We start from the raw sequence: 12,593 nt of genomic DNA on the forward strand, positions 1-12,593 counted from the left end.
CTTCGGCGCCCCGGGCGGCGCTCCGGCCGGTGGGGTGCTTCGCACCTCCGCACTGGCCAGCTCGGGCAGCACGCCCACCACCTCGGTCCGGCCGGCCGGAGGGCCGGCCCCGGCCGACAACCGCTCCGCCAGCGGGATCGGGCGCAGCATGGATGGGCGGCGTGCGGAGACCGGCCGCGCGGCGGGCGGGGCGAACCGTCCCGGACTGCTCGGCGGACGCGGCCGCCCGGGTGATGACGAGTCCGACGAGCGGCTCACCTGGCTGACCGAAGACGAGATGGTGTGGCGGGAGGGTGGGGCCGCCGCGCCCCCGGTGCTCGGCACCGGCGACTGACCTCGACCCGATCTGCGCCCGACTCCTCGGCGTGCACCCACGTGATGTTTCGGTGGCCCCGTCCCGGACGGGGCCACCGTCGTTGCGGCCCCGGCGTCCTTCGTCCACAGTGACCGCGGTGGTGGCGGTCACGCCGGAAAGCGTCCTGGTCGAGCTGCGCCGCACCGGGACGGGCGATAGGTTGGTCGGGTGTCCTCCGTAGCGTCCGTCCGCCCAGCCCGCTGGGCCGTGCTGCGGTCACTACGGGAGCTGACCCGGCTGGCGGTCACCGCGCTGGTGCTCGCGGTCGGCCTCGGCGGCGCCCTCGCCGCGACGTCACCCCCCCACTCCGACGCAGCCGCGGCCGACCGCCGTGAGCAGCCGGGTGGACACCCTCCGACCGGGCGACACCGGCACTGTCGAGCAGGCGAGCCGACCGGTCAGCTCCGCGCCGGCCGACACGGTCGACGGCGCCGCGGCGACCGCTCCGGTCACCGTGGGCCCCGGGTACGCACCGGCCGTCGACCCCGGCCGTGGTGTCCCGTCCCGACGCGGTCCGCCGACCCGCTGACCTCGGCCGATCATCGGACCGCGGCCGCTCCCGCGGCCCGGCCCGGGTCCCGCGTCAGGGCCTGACAGCCCCCACACCGCCGGGCGGCACCGGACGGTGACCAGCCCGCCGGTCGGCGGTGACCCAGCCCGAGGCGCGGCCCGACCGTCCGGCCATCCGCTCGACCGTCCGGTCCGATCCGGCCGTTGCCGTCGAGATCCCGTCCGCTGCCACCCGCCGATACCCGCCATTCGACCGCGAGGTGCTGATCATGCAGACCGTCCTCTCCGCCGTCCTGCCCGACGTGCCCCGGGCCGCCGCCATCTGGCTGAGCCTGCTCGGGGTCGTCGCGGTCGCTGTCGCCGCCCTGCTGCTGCGGCCCGGCCGGCTCCGCCTCGACCCGGGGGCTCGGATCCGCCGCGCGGCCATGCCCAGCCAACTCGAGCAGGTGCAGCAGGAGCGCGAGCAGAGCCGCTACGTGCAGGAAGTCGCGGTGGCCGCCGAGCGGGCCACCACGACCGCGCAACGCCGTCGGGCGGAGTGGATGGCCGCGCAGGACGAGGTCGAGGCCGCCTGGCAGGCCTGCGAGGCGGCCGAGGCGGCCGTCCGGCGTCTCGACACGGCGGCGGCGATGCCGCTGCCGCACACGGCCCGCACCCCGGCCGAGTACGCGGACCGCGAGCGCTACCTGCACCGGGCCGCGCTGGACGCGTACTGGCGGCGGGAGCTGTCGGTGGAGCAGCTCAGTGATGTGTTCGCGCACCGTGCCGGCTGGGACCCGCGGCTGCACCCGGTCGAGCAGGAGTTGGTGTTGCAGCGGGCGATCCGCGACAACCTGGCGGCTCGACACGCCGCTGCCCGCGAGCGGGAGCAGGCGGCATGGCGGGCAGCGGAACTCGCGGTCGCGGCGGCTCGCAGCCTTCGCGAGGAGGCCCACGCGGCGAGCGGTCGGCGGGTGGCCGAGTCGGCCTCGGTGCTGCCGCTGAGCGAGGTCGTCCGGCCGGTCGAGCAGACCCGGGAGAACCAGGTGGTGGCCCGGGGTCGCGCGGCGGTGCCGGCGTACTGATCGACCTGTCGCCGCCCGGGCGACGCGACCGGCGGCCCTGACGCCGGGGCACGGCCGTGGGTTAGCGTGACGGCATGTCCCGAGAGGCGTGGGTCCTCGTGGTGATCGCCGGCATCCTGGCGATCGCCACACTTGTCGGCGCGGTGGTGCTGGCCGTGCGGGTGGTGCGGACCCGGCGGCTGCTGGCCGGGCTCGGCGCGGGCGGCAAGGTCGCCTTCTACGGGGCCCTGATCTACACGATCTTCCCGGTCGACCTGCTTCCCGACCCGATCTACCTGGACGACATGGGCGTGCTGGCCGGCGCGCTGATCTATCTCACCCGGCTGGTGCACCAGCGGCGGGCGGCGGGGCGTCGGCTGCCCGGCCAGCCGGACTCTCCGTCGGACCCGGATCGGGCCCGGCGCCCCGTGCCATGATCGAGGTCGGTTCGGTGGACGGGGGACGGGCATGGCTGGCGATCATCGGCTGGACGTACGCGACCCGCGCGTCACGGCCTTCTGCGCGGAACGGCATCTCGCGACGCTGACCACCCTGCGCGCCGACGGCACTCCGCACGTGGTGCCGGTCGGGGTCACCCTCGACCCGGAGGCCGGGTTGGCACGTGTGATCACCTCCGGCACCTCCCGCAAGGCGCGGCAGGTGGCCGCCACCGGTGCGGCCGGCGCCCCGGTGGCCGTCTGTCACGTTGACGGCCGCCGCTGGCTGACCATCGAGGGTCGGGCGGTGCTCCGCTCGGATCGGGCCGCCGTGGCGGAGGCGGAGCGCCGCTACGCCGAGCGGTACCGGACGCCTCGCCCCAACCCGGAGCGGGTGGTCATCGAGATCACCGTGACCCGGTTGCTGGGCAGCCTCTGACCGGGCCGTCCCGTAATCAGCTGTCTGTCCGGTTCCGGTGGCGCGCATCGCAGTGCGACGGCCGCACCGGGGGCCGACGGTGGAATGCCCGCCGCAACGGGATCGTTACGTCCCCGGTACGCCCACGGCCGAGACCGCCGCGGGTCGTCGCCCCGTGTTGAGCCGAGCGCCATTCCCGGTGCTGCTGCCCTCCGCCAGCCGGAGGCACCAACCCCCCGAACGGAGACTCGACCATGAATCCGATCCTCCAGAAGAGCGGCCTGTCCGTCGTCGGCCTGCTGGTCGCCGGCGGTTGCGCTGTCGGCCCCGCGGTGGCCGCGCAGGCCGCGCCGGTGCAGGGCATCGCGACCTCGTCAAGCGATCGGGGCGGCCAGCCCGACCGGTCCGCCGAGCGGATCCTCGGCATCGACTACCAGGCCCAGCCGAACTTCTACTACTGCGGTCCGGCCGCGACACGGATCGCGTTGTCCGCGCAGGGCAAGGCGCTCTCCCAGGACGAGGTGGCGAAGCTGCTCGGCACCACCGAGGCGGGCACTCCCTCGGCCCTGGACACCACGCGGGTGCTCAACGAGCTGACCGGTGGCAGGTACCGGACCACCGAGATCCGTGACGCGGTGGCCCGCCCCGACCAGGTCGACAAGCTGCGCCACGACGTGCTGGCCGCGGTGGACGCCGGTCGGCCGGTGGTGGCCAACATCAAGGGCACCGCCGTGGACACCGACGGCAACCCGCACTCGTACGAGGGCGGCCACTACCTGACGTTGGTCGGCTACCGCGACGGCGGGGACACCATCCGGGTCGCCGACCCGGCCGACCCGGCGCTGGGCGAGTACTGGATGAGCCTGCCGAAGGTCGCCAACTGGATCGCCGAACGCGGCTACTCCTCCTGATCCTGCCGGCTCACCGGGTCGGCCTTCCCCCAGCGGGCTGGCCGGCCCGGTCGTCGTCGCGCCGCCGAGCGGCGAGGTGCGCACGACGGCGGGCACGGTTGGTGCGGGTGGGAGGAGCCCGGTGCAGGTGTCGCCGTACCGGCGGACGGACGGCTGCCTCACCCGCGCCGGCTGCCCTGCGTACGACCCGGTTGGCCTCGTCCGGTTCGCAACCGGCGGACCGCAGCAGGTCGCTGGACGCGGTACGCAGGCCGGTGACGAGCGCGTCACCGAAGGACTTCACCCCGGTGGCGGCGGCCCGCCCGGCCAACTCGGCGCATTCCTCGACCAACGTGCGGGTGCGCTGCGGGTTGTCGCCGACCCGGCACTCGGTACGCGTCTGCGCCACCGCCTGACCCAGCCGGGCGATCGCGTCCGGCAGCTCCGGCGGGATCGGCTCGTCGTACTGGAGAGCGGTCGTGGACCAGCGGGCCATGGCGCGGCTGTTTATCACCAGCCGCTCCAGCTGCGACGCACTGCGGGCGTACTGACGGAACTGCCGGCGGCGGTGCCAGCGGGCCGGCGCGATCGTCACCACCTCCTCGGCCCCGCTCAGCGACTCGTGCAGTCGGCCCAGGTCGGCCTCGGTGCCGCGGAGCCGGTCCAGGACGCGCCGCGTCCGGTCGCTGTTCCGCTCGCGCAGCGCATCTGCCAGCTCCGCGAGCTGCTCGCTGAGGACCGTGAAGATCGGCGCGGCGGCGCGGTCCAGCACCCGGATCGGGTTCACCGGCACCAGCAGCGCGACCACCAGCAGGCCGACCGCACCGCCGACCAGCGCGTCGAAGATCCGGGGCAGCTCCAGACCTCGTTGCATCGGGGCCAGCGTGGCGATCAGCACCGCCGTACCGCCGGCCTGACCGACAAGCGCGCCACCCCGGCCGGCCACCAGCAACGCGCTGGCGATGGCGAGGGCGACCACCACGCCGGTCTGCCACGGCCCGGAGCCGAGGAGGAAGCGCAGCCCATCGCCGATGGTGATACCAAGGCCCACGCCGAACAGCAGCTCGAAGGTGCGCCGGGCCCGCTGGCCGATGGCGGTGGCGATCGTGCCGACGGCGGCGGCGGGCGCGAAGACGTGGGATCCGGGGCCGAGCAGGTTCTGCGCGAGCAGGGCGGCGATCGTGGCGGCCAACCCGGCCTGGACCGAGATGACCAGGGTCACCTCCCACTGCCGGGCGCGGACCCGGCCGGCCTGGCCGCCGCGGTGTCGCACCCGTTCGACCGCCTGGCCGCTCCGCTCGGCAGCCTCGTCGAACCGCGACCGCTCGCGGTCGGCTGGTTGGCGGTCGTCGGTCATGGCGGCGGTTACCCCGGCGCCGGCCGCCCAATCGTGCCAGTACGCCCCGCGGGCACCGGGGACAACACGAGCCTCATCCTCCTCGCCGGATCCATCGGTGGTCGTAGGTTTGCCCAGCCGATGCGGGGTACCAGGGGCCACACACCCACCGATCCGCAACCGGTAAGGGGCAGTGAGATGAGCAATCCCCAGAGCACCGACGACCAGGACGTCGTCGACATCCTCGTCGCCGACCACCGTGAGGTCGAGAGCCTCTTCGTCGAGTTGGAGACGCGGCAGGGCACCCCCGAGCACCGCCGTCAGATCGTCGACGTGGTGATCGCCGAGCTCGTCCGCCACGCGGTGGCCGAGGAGGCGTACGTCTACCCGACGGCACGCAAGGTACTGCCCGACGGCGACCAGATCGCCGAACACGAGATCGCCGAACACTCCGACGCCGAGAGGACCATGAAGGACCTGGAGTCGGTCGAACCGTCCGACCCCCGCTTCGACGAGCTGCTCACCCACCTGACCAGCACCATCCGGCACCACGTACAGGACGAGGAGAACGACCTCTTTCCTCGCCTGCGCGCCGCGACGGCCCGCGAGGAGCTGGTCGAGCTGGCCGCGAAGGTGACGGCGTTCAAGAAGGTCGCACCGACCCGGCCACACCCGAGCGCACCGGACCACCCGCCGGCGAACAAGCTGCTCGCCCCCGGCACGGGGATGATCGACCGGCTGCGTGACGCGCTGAGTGGCCGGCCGACCTCGATGGACGAGCTACGCGAGAACCAGCAGCGCTGACCGACGTACGGTCCGGACAGGACAGTCCCGGGCCGCCGAATGCTTGGCGGCCCGGGACACCCCGGGTACGTCAGCGAACCTGATCGCCCTCACCGGTACGCGCCTGCGCCTGATCCACACCCTTGTCGATCTGGTCGTCGTACTTGCCGCCGGTGCGCTTGTCGGCCGCGTCGCCGGCCTTCTCCATACCCTGGTCGACCTGCTTGTCGTGCTTGTCCGCGAAGTCCTTGGCCTTGTCCATGAAGTCGCTCACGTGCTTCTCCTCCGTCGGTCGCCTCCTGTACGCGTTCCCTGGGCCGGACAGCGCAAACACCGACGTTCCGGGCGCGGACCGTCAACACCGTCCGGGCCGCCCCCGGGGCGGCGTACGATCCGCGCGGGTGGCCCGGCCCCCCGATCCGGACCGTCCTGAATACACCCGCCAGGTCGACGATCCCCTGTTGGGGCGATTCGGGTGTCGGCGCACGACCGGCCGGGTACCGACCTCGCCGAGATCGAGGAGGGCCGACATGGCGGCAGACGAACCCGGGGCGGGCACCGCGCCGAGGACAGGCGGGGTGGCGACACGAGGTGCCGCGCCGACGACGGGCGACGCCCCGACGAACGGCGACGCCGGACCGCGCCAAGCGTGGGCGGCCCTGCCCTGGCTGATCCGGACCGCGGTGCTGTGGAGCGCCTGCCTGGTGGTGATCGTCGCCGGGCTCTACCTGTTGGGCCGGATCGCCGTACTGCTGGCGCCGCTGGCCATCGCGTTGGCCGCCACCGTCTTCCTCACCGCGCTGCTCGACCCGGTGCTGCTCCTGTTGCGCCGGCTACGGCTGCCGGCGGCGCTGGCCGCGCTGCTGACGGTGCTGCTGCTGCTCGGCATCCTGGTCGGGCTCGGCGCGCTGGTGTGGAACCTGACCGCCAGCCAGTTCGACCAGCTCAGTCAGGAGCTGACCCAGGGGTTGGAACGCAGCCGGGACTTCGTCACGTCCACCCTGCCGGTCACCGACGCCCAACTGGACCGGCTGGTCGAGCAGGCCCGGCAGGGGCTCAGCGGCAGCTCGCCGGACCCGGTGGCGGGTGCCCGGACCGCCGGTGAGGTCGTCGGCTCCGCGCTGCTCGCCCTGGTGCTGCTCTTCTTCCTGCTCAAGGACGGCCGGTCGATGTGGCACTGGGTGCTGTCGCGGGTGACCGGTCCCAACCAGCCCGTGATGGCCGAGGCAGGTCGGGCCGGCTGGCAGACGCTGGGCGCGTACAGCCGGGGAACGATGCTGATCGCCGCGATCGACGCGATCGGCATCGGTCTGGCTCTGGTGGTGCTCCGGGTGCCGCTCGCCCTGCCCCTGGCGTTGATCACCTTCCTCGGCGGCTTCGTACCGATCATCGGGGCGACCGTGGCCGGTGCGGTGGCGGTGCTGGTGGCGCTGGCCGCCAACGGGCCGACCACCGCCCTGCTCACCCTCGCCGCGGTGATCGCCGTGCAGCAGATCGAGGGCAACCTGTTGGAGCCGCTGGTCATGAAGCGGCAGGTTCGGCTGCATCCGGCGGTGATCCTGGTGGCGGTCACCGCAGGCACGTTGATCGCGGGCATCGCCGGCGCCTTCGTGAGCGTCCCGATCACCGCCGTCCTCTGGCGCGTCATTGACACCGTTCAACGACGCCGAACCGCGGCGAACGGTTTGATCACCGGCTGAGGTGGCTGGTGAACCAGGCGCCGGCCTGCTCGGCGACCTCGTCGAGGGTGCCGGGCTCCTCGAAGAGGTGGGTGGCGCCCGGGACCACCCGCAGCTCGCCGACATCCCCCAGCTCGGCCAAAGCCTGCTCGTTCAGCGTGATCACTTCCTCGTCCAGGCCGCCGACCAGCAGCAACGTCGGCGTACGCACCTGGGCCAGCGCGGCGCCGGCCAGGTCGGGCCGGCCGCCCCGGCTGACCACGGCAGCCACCCGGTCGGCGCGGGACGACGCCGCGACCAGGGCGGCGGCGGCGCCCGTGCTGGCACCGAACAGGCCGACCGGTACGTCACCGGCGGGCCGCTCGACCGCCAACCAGTCGACGATCCCGGCGAGTCGGCTCGCCAACAGCCCGATGTCGAACCGCAGTTCGGCGGTGCGCGCGTCCACCTCGTCCTCGGTCGGGGTGAGCAGGTCCGCCAGCACCGTGCCGAGCCCACGGTCGTTCAGCGTCCGGGCCACCGCCACGTTGCGCGGGCTGTGCCGGGAACTGCCGCTGCCGTGCGCGAACAGCACCACGCCGACCGGCTGTGCGGGCACCACCAGGTCGGCGGGGAGCTGAACGTCCCCGACCGGAACCGTCACCGTGCTGCGCTGCTCGTCCATGACCCACCTCCGCGTGCTCGCCTGCGGCCGGGGTACCCCGCCCGCCGCACGGCACGCACGACGATCACACCGCCGACGGCTGCGTTTGCCCGATGGGGCGTCGGGTACGCGACGAGCGACCGCAGACCGTGTCGGCGCAACCGCGCCCCGACGGATCGCGAGGATCGCCATGGCCAAGCAGCAGCCGTCCCGACAGCAGCAGATGGACGAGCGGAACCGGCGGGAACAGGACGCCGAGCGCAACCAGGACTTCGGGGACCAGGCCGCTTCGGCCCGCCTGCCCGACGACCCCAAGGCGATGGCGCCCCGGGACGCGATCGGGCGCCCGTCCACCGGCGAACCGATCTGACCCAGGTGCGCGGCGCCGGGCGGGATGCGATCCCGCCCCGGCCGTTCACTGCTGGTGCTCGGGCAGCCGTAGCAGCGGCGATCGGCCCGGCGGGTGCTCCGGCGGCGGTCCGGACGGCTCGGCCGGTGGCACCGGCACGGTCACCGGTTCGTCGCAGGTCACCCGCAGCACCTGATCGTGGTGGCGCAGCTCGATCACGTCGTCCGGACCGCCGTGCCGCAGCGAGTACGTCGTCTGGTGCGGCCGGACGTCCACCCGCAGCGCCAGCCCGCGCCACTGGAGCGAGAACTCCAGTCGGCTCAGGCGGCTGGAGAGCCGGGGAGCGAACGACAGTCGCCCGTCGTGGTCCCGCAGGCCGCCGAGGCCGCCGACGAGGGCGATCCACGCGCCGGCCAGCGAGGCCATGTGCACGCCGTCGCGGGTGTTCTCGTTGAGGTCGTGCAGGTCCATCAGCGCGGCCTCGCGCAAATAGATGTGCGCCAGCTCGGGATGCCCCACCTCGGCGGCGAGCACCGCCTGGGTGCACGCCGAGAGCGACGAGTCGCGCACGGTCCGCCGCTCGTAGTAGAGGAAGTTGCGCACCTTCTGCTCCGGGGTGAACGCGTCCCCCCGCCAGTGCATGGCCAGCACCAGGTCGGCCTGTTTGATCACCTGCTTGCGGTACAGGTCGAAGTACGGGTAGTGCAGCAGCAGCGGGTACTTCTCCGCCGGCGTGTGCGCGAAGTCCCACTCCTCCAGCCGGGTGAACCCCTCCACCTGCTGGTGGACGCCGATCTCGTCGTCGTACGGGATGTGCATGGAGGTGGCGGCGTCCCGCCAGCTCGCCGCCTCCTCGTCGGTGACCCCGAGGCGGGCGGCGTCGTCCCGGTAGCGCATCACCACCTCGGCGGCGGCGAGCAGGTTCCGCTGTGCCATCAGGTTGGTGTAGACGTTGTCGTTCTTCACGGCGGTGTACTCGTCCGGGCCGGTCACCCCGTCGATGTGGAACTGCCCGTGCCGGTCGTGGTGGCCGAGCGACCGCCACAGGCGAGCGGTCTCCACCAGCAGATCCAGCCCGATCTCCCGCTCCAGCGCGGTGTCCCCGGAGACCAGCACGTAGCGCCGCAGCGCGTCGGCGATGTCGGCGGCGATGTGGAAGGCGGCCGTGCCGGCCGGCCAGTACCCGGAGGACTCCGGACCCTCGATGGTCCGCCAGGGGAAGGCGGCCCCCTTCAGGGTCAGTGTCTCGGCCCGCTCGCGGGCGCTGTCGAGCGTGCTGTGCCGCCAGTGCAGCGCGTTGCGCACCGCGCTCGGCTGGGTGTACGTCAGCACCGGCAGGACGAACATCTCGGTGTCCCAGAAGGCGTGCCCGTCGTATCCCGGGCCGGTCAACCCCTTCGCGGAGATGGGCCGTCGTTCGGCGCGGGCGCCGGCCTGGAGCACGTGAAAAAGGCCGAACCGGACGGCCTGCTGCACCTCCGGGTCTCCCTCGACCCGCACGTCTGCCGCGTCCCAGAACTCGTCGAGGTAGCCCCGCTGTTCTCGGCAGAGCCCCTCCCAGCCATCCAGCTTGGCCGCGGCCAGCGCCGCGCCGACCTGGTCGCGCAGCGCGGGCAGCGACCGTCGGCTCGACCAGCCGTACGTCAGGTACTTGACCACCCGTAGCTTCTCACCGGGCTTGAGCACGCAGCCGACCGTGGTGCGGACCCAGTCCTCGTACCCCTCGGATTCGATGGTGGTGTGCTCCGGGCCGTGCACCTCGTGTTCCATCGCGGCGGCGACCCGCAACCCCGAGACCTTGGTGCGGTGGATCAGCTGCCCGCCGTCCGGGGTGGTCAGCTCCTCCTCGGCCTGCAACGGCGATTCCAGGACGGCAGCCACCCGGGGGTCCTTGCTCTGCGCCGGCAGCGACTCGTTGGCCACGAGTTCGGACTGCACGATCAGCCGCAGCGGCCCGTCGACCGCCTCCACCTCGTAGTGGATGGCGGCGACCGAGCGCTGCGTGAACGACACCATCCGGGTGCTGCGGACCTTGACCTCCCGGCCGGCGGGTGAACGCCAGTGCAGCTCCCGGTGCAGGGTGCCGGCCCGCATGTCGAGGATCCGCTCGTGGGCGAGCAGTTCGCCGTAGCGCACGTCGAGCGGTTCGTCGTCGACGAGCAGCCGGATCAGTTTGCCGTTGGTGACGTTGACGATGGTCTGACCGGACTCCGGGAAGCCGTAGCCGGCCTCCGCGTAGGGCAGGGGGCGCAGCTCGTAGAACGAGTTGAGGTAGGTGCCGGGCAGGCCGTGCGGCTCGCCCTCGTCGAGGTTGCCGCGCAGCCCCACGTGCCCGTTGGAGAGCGCGAAGACCGACTCGGACTGGGCCAGCACATCCATGTCGAGCCGGATCTCCCGGACGTGCCATGGTTCGACGGGATAGGCCCGCTCGCGGATCACGCGGTGCCCCGCTCTCCGGCCGCGTGCTCGGCGGTCGCGTCGCCGATCGGGCGTGGTGCCGGCGGGTCGGCCGCGTCGAGCAGATCGGCGAGGTCCTTGACCACGATGTCGGCGCCGTGGGCGAGCAGTTCGTCGGCCTGGCCGACCCGGTCGACGCCGACCACGTAACCGAAGCCGCCGGCCCGCCCGGCCGCGACCCCGGACAGCGCGTCCTCGAAGACGGCGGCCCGGGTCGGGTCGACGCCGAGCAGCCGGGCGCCGGCCAGGAAGCTGTCCGGATGCGGCTTGCCGCGCAGCCCCTGGGCCCGGGCCACCAGCCCGTCGACCCGCCCCTCCAGCAGTGGCTCCAGCCCGGCGGCGGCGACCACCTCCCGCCCGTTGGCACTCGCGGTCACCACGGCCCGCCGCAGGCCGGCGGCGGTCGCCGCCTCCAGGTAGCGCACCGAACCCGGGTAGACCTGCACGCCGGAGCTGCGCAGACGCTCCAGCAGCAGGACGTTCTTGCGGTTGCCCACGCCGTTGACCGTGTCGGCGGTCGGCGGGTCGTCGGGGCCGCCCTCGGGCAGCACGATCCCGCGAGAGGCGAGGAACGCTCGGACGCCGTCCGCGCGCGGCCGGCCGTCGACGTAGCGGTTGTAGTCCGGGCCGGGGTCGAACGGTTGGAAGGGCTCCCCGCTGGCGGTGGCCCGCTGCCGGAGGAACTCGTCGAACGTCTGCGTCCAGGCGGCGTTGTGCACCAGGGCGGTCTGCGTCAGCACACCGTCCAGATCGAAGAGACAGGCGGTCACATGAGCAGGTAGGCCCAGCACGGTACGAATCTAACCACCCGGCCGGGCCCGCAAACCCGTTTCCGCCGCCCCGACGAGGCTCAGTTCGGCCGCAGCGTCCAGAGCACGGTCATCGCCGAGGTGGGCGTGCCGTCCTCGGTGGTGATCTCCACCTCGACGCCGAACTCGGGTCGTCGACCAGTTTCCAGCTCGTCGATCACCTCGAGCGGCGGCCGAGCGAGGCGCGCGGTCGCCAGCACCGGGCCCATGGCGAGCTTGCGGTAGGCGATGTCGGCGCGGACGGCGAGCGGCACGCACGGTCGAGCAGGTGCCCGAAGGCGGCCAGCACGACCGCGCCGGAAGCCGTCTCACCGAGGGCGAACATGGCGCCGGCGTGCGGGCCGCCCACATGGTTGTGAGTGGCCGGCGAGTCGGGAAGGCGGACGACTGCCCGCACCCCGCCCTCCGCCTCGGGTGCCACCTCGACGAATTCGACGCCGAGGGTCCGGGCGAAGGGCACCGCCTCGAGCATGCCGGCCGCCACCTGGCGGGAGTCGATGGTCATGACCTGACGTTACTCGCTGGTAACCAGGCCGACAACCAGGGATTTTCCCGACTCGGTCCGGTGCTCAGAGGTTCGCGATCGTCCGCAGGATCTCCGCGTAGAAGTTGCCGTCGATGCTCCGGAAGAGGGCGAAATCCTGACCCGGGTCGCCGAAGAACGGGCGGAGGGTCCAAGCCAACTGGGTGCCGACGAAGCCGAAGAGCAGGATCCAGATGTAGAGCAGGGTCATGCTGGCCGGCCGCTGCGTCGGCTCGGCACGGCGCACCTGCGGGCTGCCCCACGGGCGCTGCGCCGGCGGGTAGCCGGGCGGGAACGAGACGCCGGCCGGCTGCCCGCCCCACTGCGCCGGAACCTGGGCCGGCGCGACGGTCGCGGCGGT

General features: G+C 73.1%; 13 protein-coding genes and 3 pseudogenes. 9 read left to right on the forward strand and 7 right to left on the reverse strand.

Translation table 11 applies throughout. The features are described from left to right. From JNW91_RS24955 to JNW91_RS24980, 6 genes and pseudogenes are all read left to right on the forward strand, one after another. Window positions 1-334: pseudogene (locus JNW91_RS24955) on the forward strand (WXG100 family type VII secretion target); the annotation flags it as partial. 364 nt (window positions 335-698) lie between these two features. After that, a complete protein-coding gene (locus JNW91_RS24960) occupies window positions 699-884 on the forward strand; it encodes a hypothetical protein (RefSeq protein WP_203177835.1) in 186 nt (61 codons plus the stop codon). A gap of 250 nt (window positions 885-1,134) precedes the next feature. Further along, complete coding sequence (locus JNW91_RS24965; protein ID WP_203177836.1) at window positions 1,135-1,929, forward strand: hypothetical protein; 795 nt, start codon at window positions 1,135-1,137, stop codon at window positions 1,927-1,929. A gap of 74 nt (window positions 1,930-2,003) precedes the next feature. Further along, window positions 2,004-2,345, forward strand: coding sequence for a YkvA family protein (locus tag JNW91_RS24970; RefSeq protein WP_203177837.1), 342 nt, complete (start codon window positions 2,004-2,006; stop codon window positions 2,343-2,345). 31 nt (window positions 2,346-2,376) lie between these two features. Then, a complete protein-coding gene (locus JNW91_RS24975) occupies window positions 2,377-2,784 on the forward strand; it encodes a pyridoxamine 5'-phosphate oxidase family protein (protein WP_203177838.1) in 408 nt (135 codons plus the stop codon). Window positions 2,785-3,017: 233 nt separating this feature from the next. Next, window positions 3,018-3,674, forward strand: coding sequence for a C39 family peptidase (locus JNW91_RS24980; protein WP_203177839.1), 657 nt, complete (start codon window positions 3,018-3,020; stop codon window positions 3,672-3,674). Between the two features lie 10 nt (window positions 3,675-3,684). On the opposite strand, the gene JNW91_RS24985 is transcribed toward JNW91_RS24980, so the two are convergent. Continuing rightward, on the reverse strand, window positions 3,685-5,010 hold the full coding sequence (locus JNW91_RS24985) for an FUSC family protein (RefSeq protein ID WP_203177840.1): 1,326 nt from the start codon (window positions 5,008-5,010) through the stop codon (window positions 3,685-3,687). A 177-nt stretch (window positions 5,011-5,187) separates the two neighbouring features. On the opposite strand from JNW91_RS24985, the gene JNW91_RS24990 reads away from it, so the two are divergent. Further along, complete coding sequence (locus JNW91_RS24990; RefSeq protein ID WP_203177841.1) at window positions 5,188-5,793, forward strand: hemerythrin domain-containing protein; 606 nt, start codon at window positions 5,188-5,190, stop codon at window positions 5,791-5,793. Window positions 5,794-5,863: 70 nt separating this feature from the next. Here the strand turns inward: JNW91_RS24990 and JNW91_RS24995 are convergent, their stop codons facing one another. Further along, a complete protein-coding gene (locus JNW91_RS24995; RefSeq protein WP_203177842.1) occupies window positions 5,864-6,046 on the reverse strand; it encodes an antitoxin in 183 nt (60 codons plus the stop codon). 256 nt (window positions 6,047-6,302) lie between these two features. Here JNW91_RS24995 and JNW91_RS25000 point away from each other — a divergent pair, with 256 nt between their 5' ends. Continuing rightward, a complete protein-coding gene (locus JNW91_RS25000) occupies window positions 6,303-7,472 on the forward strand; it encodes an AI-2E family transporter (RefSeq protein ID WP_238425653.1) in 1,170 nt (389 codons plus the stop codon). Here the strand turns inward: JNW91_RS25000 and JNW91_RS25005 are convergent. Beyond that, window positions 7,462-8,115: a dienelactone hydrolase family protein gene (locus tag JNW91_RS25005; RefSeq protein WP_203177843.1), complete on the reverse strand. Its 654-nt coding sequence runs from the start codon at window positions 8,113-8,115 to the stop codon at window positions 7,462-7,464. The genes JNW91_RS25000 and JNW91_RS25005 overlap by 11 nt on opposite strands. A gap of 169 nt (window positions 8,116-8,284) precedes the next feature. Between JNW91_RS25005 and JNW91_RS25010 the strand changes: the two genes are divergently transcribed. Beyond that, entirely contained in the window at window positions 8,285-8,464 is a 180-nt protein-coding gene (locus JNW91_RS25010) for a hypothetical protein (RefSeq protein ID WP_203177844.1), read from the forward strand. Window positions 8,465-8,509: 45 nt separating this feature from the next. Here JNW91_RS25010 and JNW91_RS25015 read toward each other — a convergent pair whose 3' ends face one another. From JNW91_RS25015 to JNW91_RS32660, 4 genes and pseudogenes are all read right to left on the reverse strand, one after another. After that, window positions 8,510-10,882: a glycoside hydrolase family 65 protein gene (locus JNW91_RS25015; protein ID WP_203177845.1), complete on the reverse strand. Its 2,373-nt coding sequence runs from the start codon at window positions 10,880-10,882 to the stop codon at window positions 8,510-8,512. Then, complete coding sequence (locus JNW91_RS25020; RefSeq protein WP_203177846.1) at window positions 10,879-11,691, reverse strand: HAD family hydrolase; 813 nt, start codon at window positions 11,689-11,691, stop codon at window positions 10,879-10,881. Before JNW91_RS25020 ends, JNW91_RS25015 begins: the two co-directional genes overlap by 4 nt. A gap of 59 nt (window positions 11,692-11,750) precedes the next feature. After that, window positions 11,751-12,214 (reverse strand): annotated as a pseudogene (locus JNW91_RS25025) (DUF4442 domain-containing protein). A gap of 64 nt (window positions 12,215-12,278) precedes the next feature. Beyond that, window positions 12,279-12,593, reverse strand: a pseudogene (locus JNW91_RS32660) (hypothetical protein); the annotation flags it as partial.

Source organism: Micromonospora parastrephiae, assembly GCF_016802865.1.
GTDB lineage: Bacteria > Actinomycetota > Actinomycetes > Mycobacteriales > Micromonosporaceae > Micromonospora > Micromonospora parastrephiae.

What these genes read in the sequence shown, in the direction of transcription:
- JNW91_RS24965 (WP_203177836.1), top strand. Translation starts at nt 1,135, where the DNA reads ATGCAGACCGTCCTCTCCGCCGTCCTGCCCGACGTGCCCCGGGCCGCC.
- JNW91_RS24970 (WP_203177837.1), top strand. Translation starts at nt 2,004, where the DNA reads ATGTCCCGAGAGGCGTGGGTCCTCGTGGTGATCGCCGGCATCCTGGCG.
- JNW91_RS24975 (WP_203177838.1), top strand. Translation starts at nt 2,377, where the DNA reads ATGGCTGGCGATCATCGGCTGGACGTACGCGACCCGCGCGTCACGGCC.
- JNW91_RS24980 (WP_203177839.1), top strand. Translation starts at nt 3,018, where the DNA reads ATGAATCCGATCCTCCAGAAGAGCGGCCTGTCCGTCGTCGGCCTGCTG.
- JNW91_RS24985 (WP_203177840.1), bottom strand. Translation starts at nt 5,010, where the DNA reads ATGACCGACGACCGCCAACCAGCCGACCGCGAGCGGTCGCGGTTCGAC.
- JNW91_RS24990 (WP_203177841.1), top strand. Translation starts at nt 5,188, where the DNA reads ATGAGCAATCCCCAGAGCACCGACGACCAGGACGTCGTCGACATCCTC.
- JNW91_RS25000 (WP_238425653.1), top strand. Translation starts at nt 6,303, where the DNA reads ATGGCGGCAGACGAACCCGGGGCGGGCACCGCGCCGAGGACAGGCGGG.
- JNW91_RS25005 (WP_203177843.1), bottom strand. Translation starts at nt 8,115, where the DNA reads ATGGACGAGCAGCGCAGCACGGTGACGGTTCCGGTCGGGGACGTTCAG.
- JNW91_RS25010 (WP_203177844.1), top strand. Translation starts at nt 8,285, where the DNA reads ATGGCCAAGCAGCAGCCGTCCCGACAGCAGCAGATGGACGAGCGGAAC.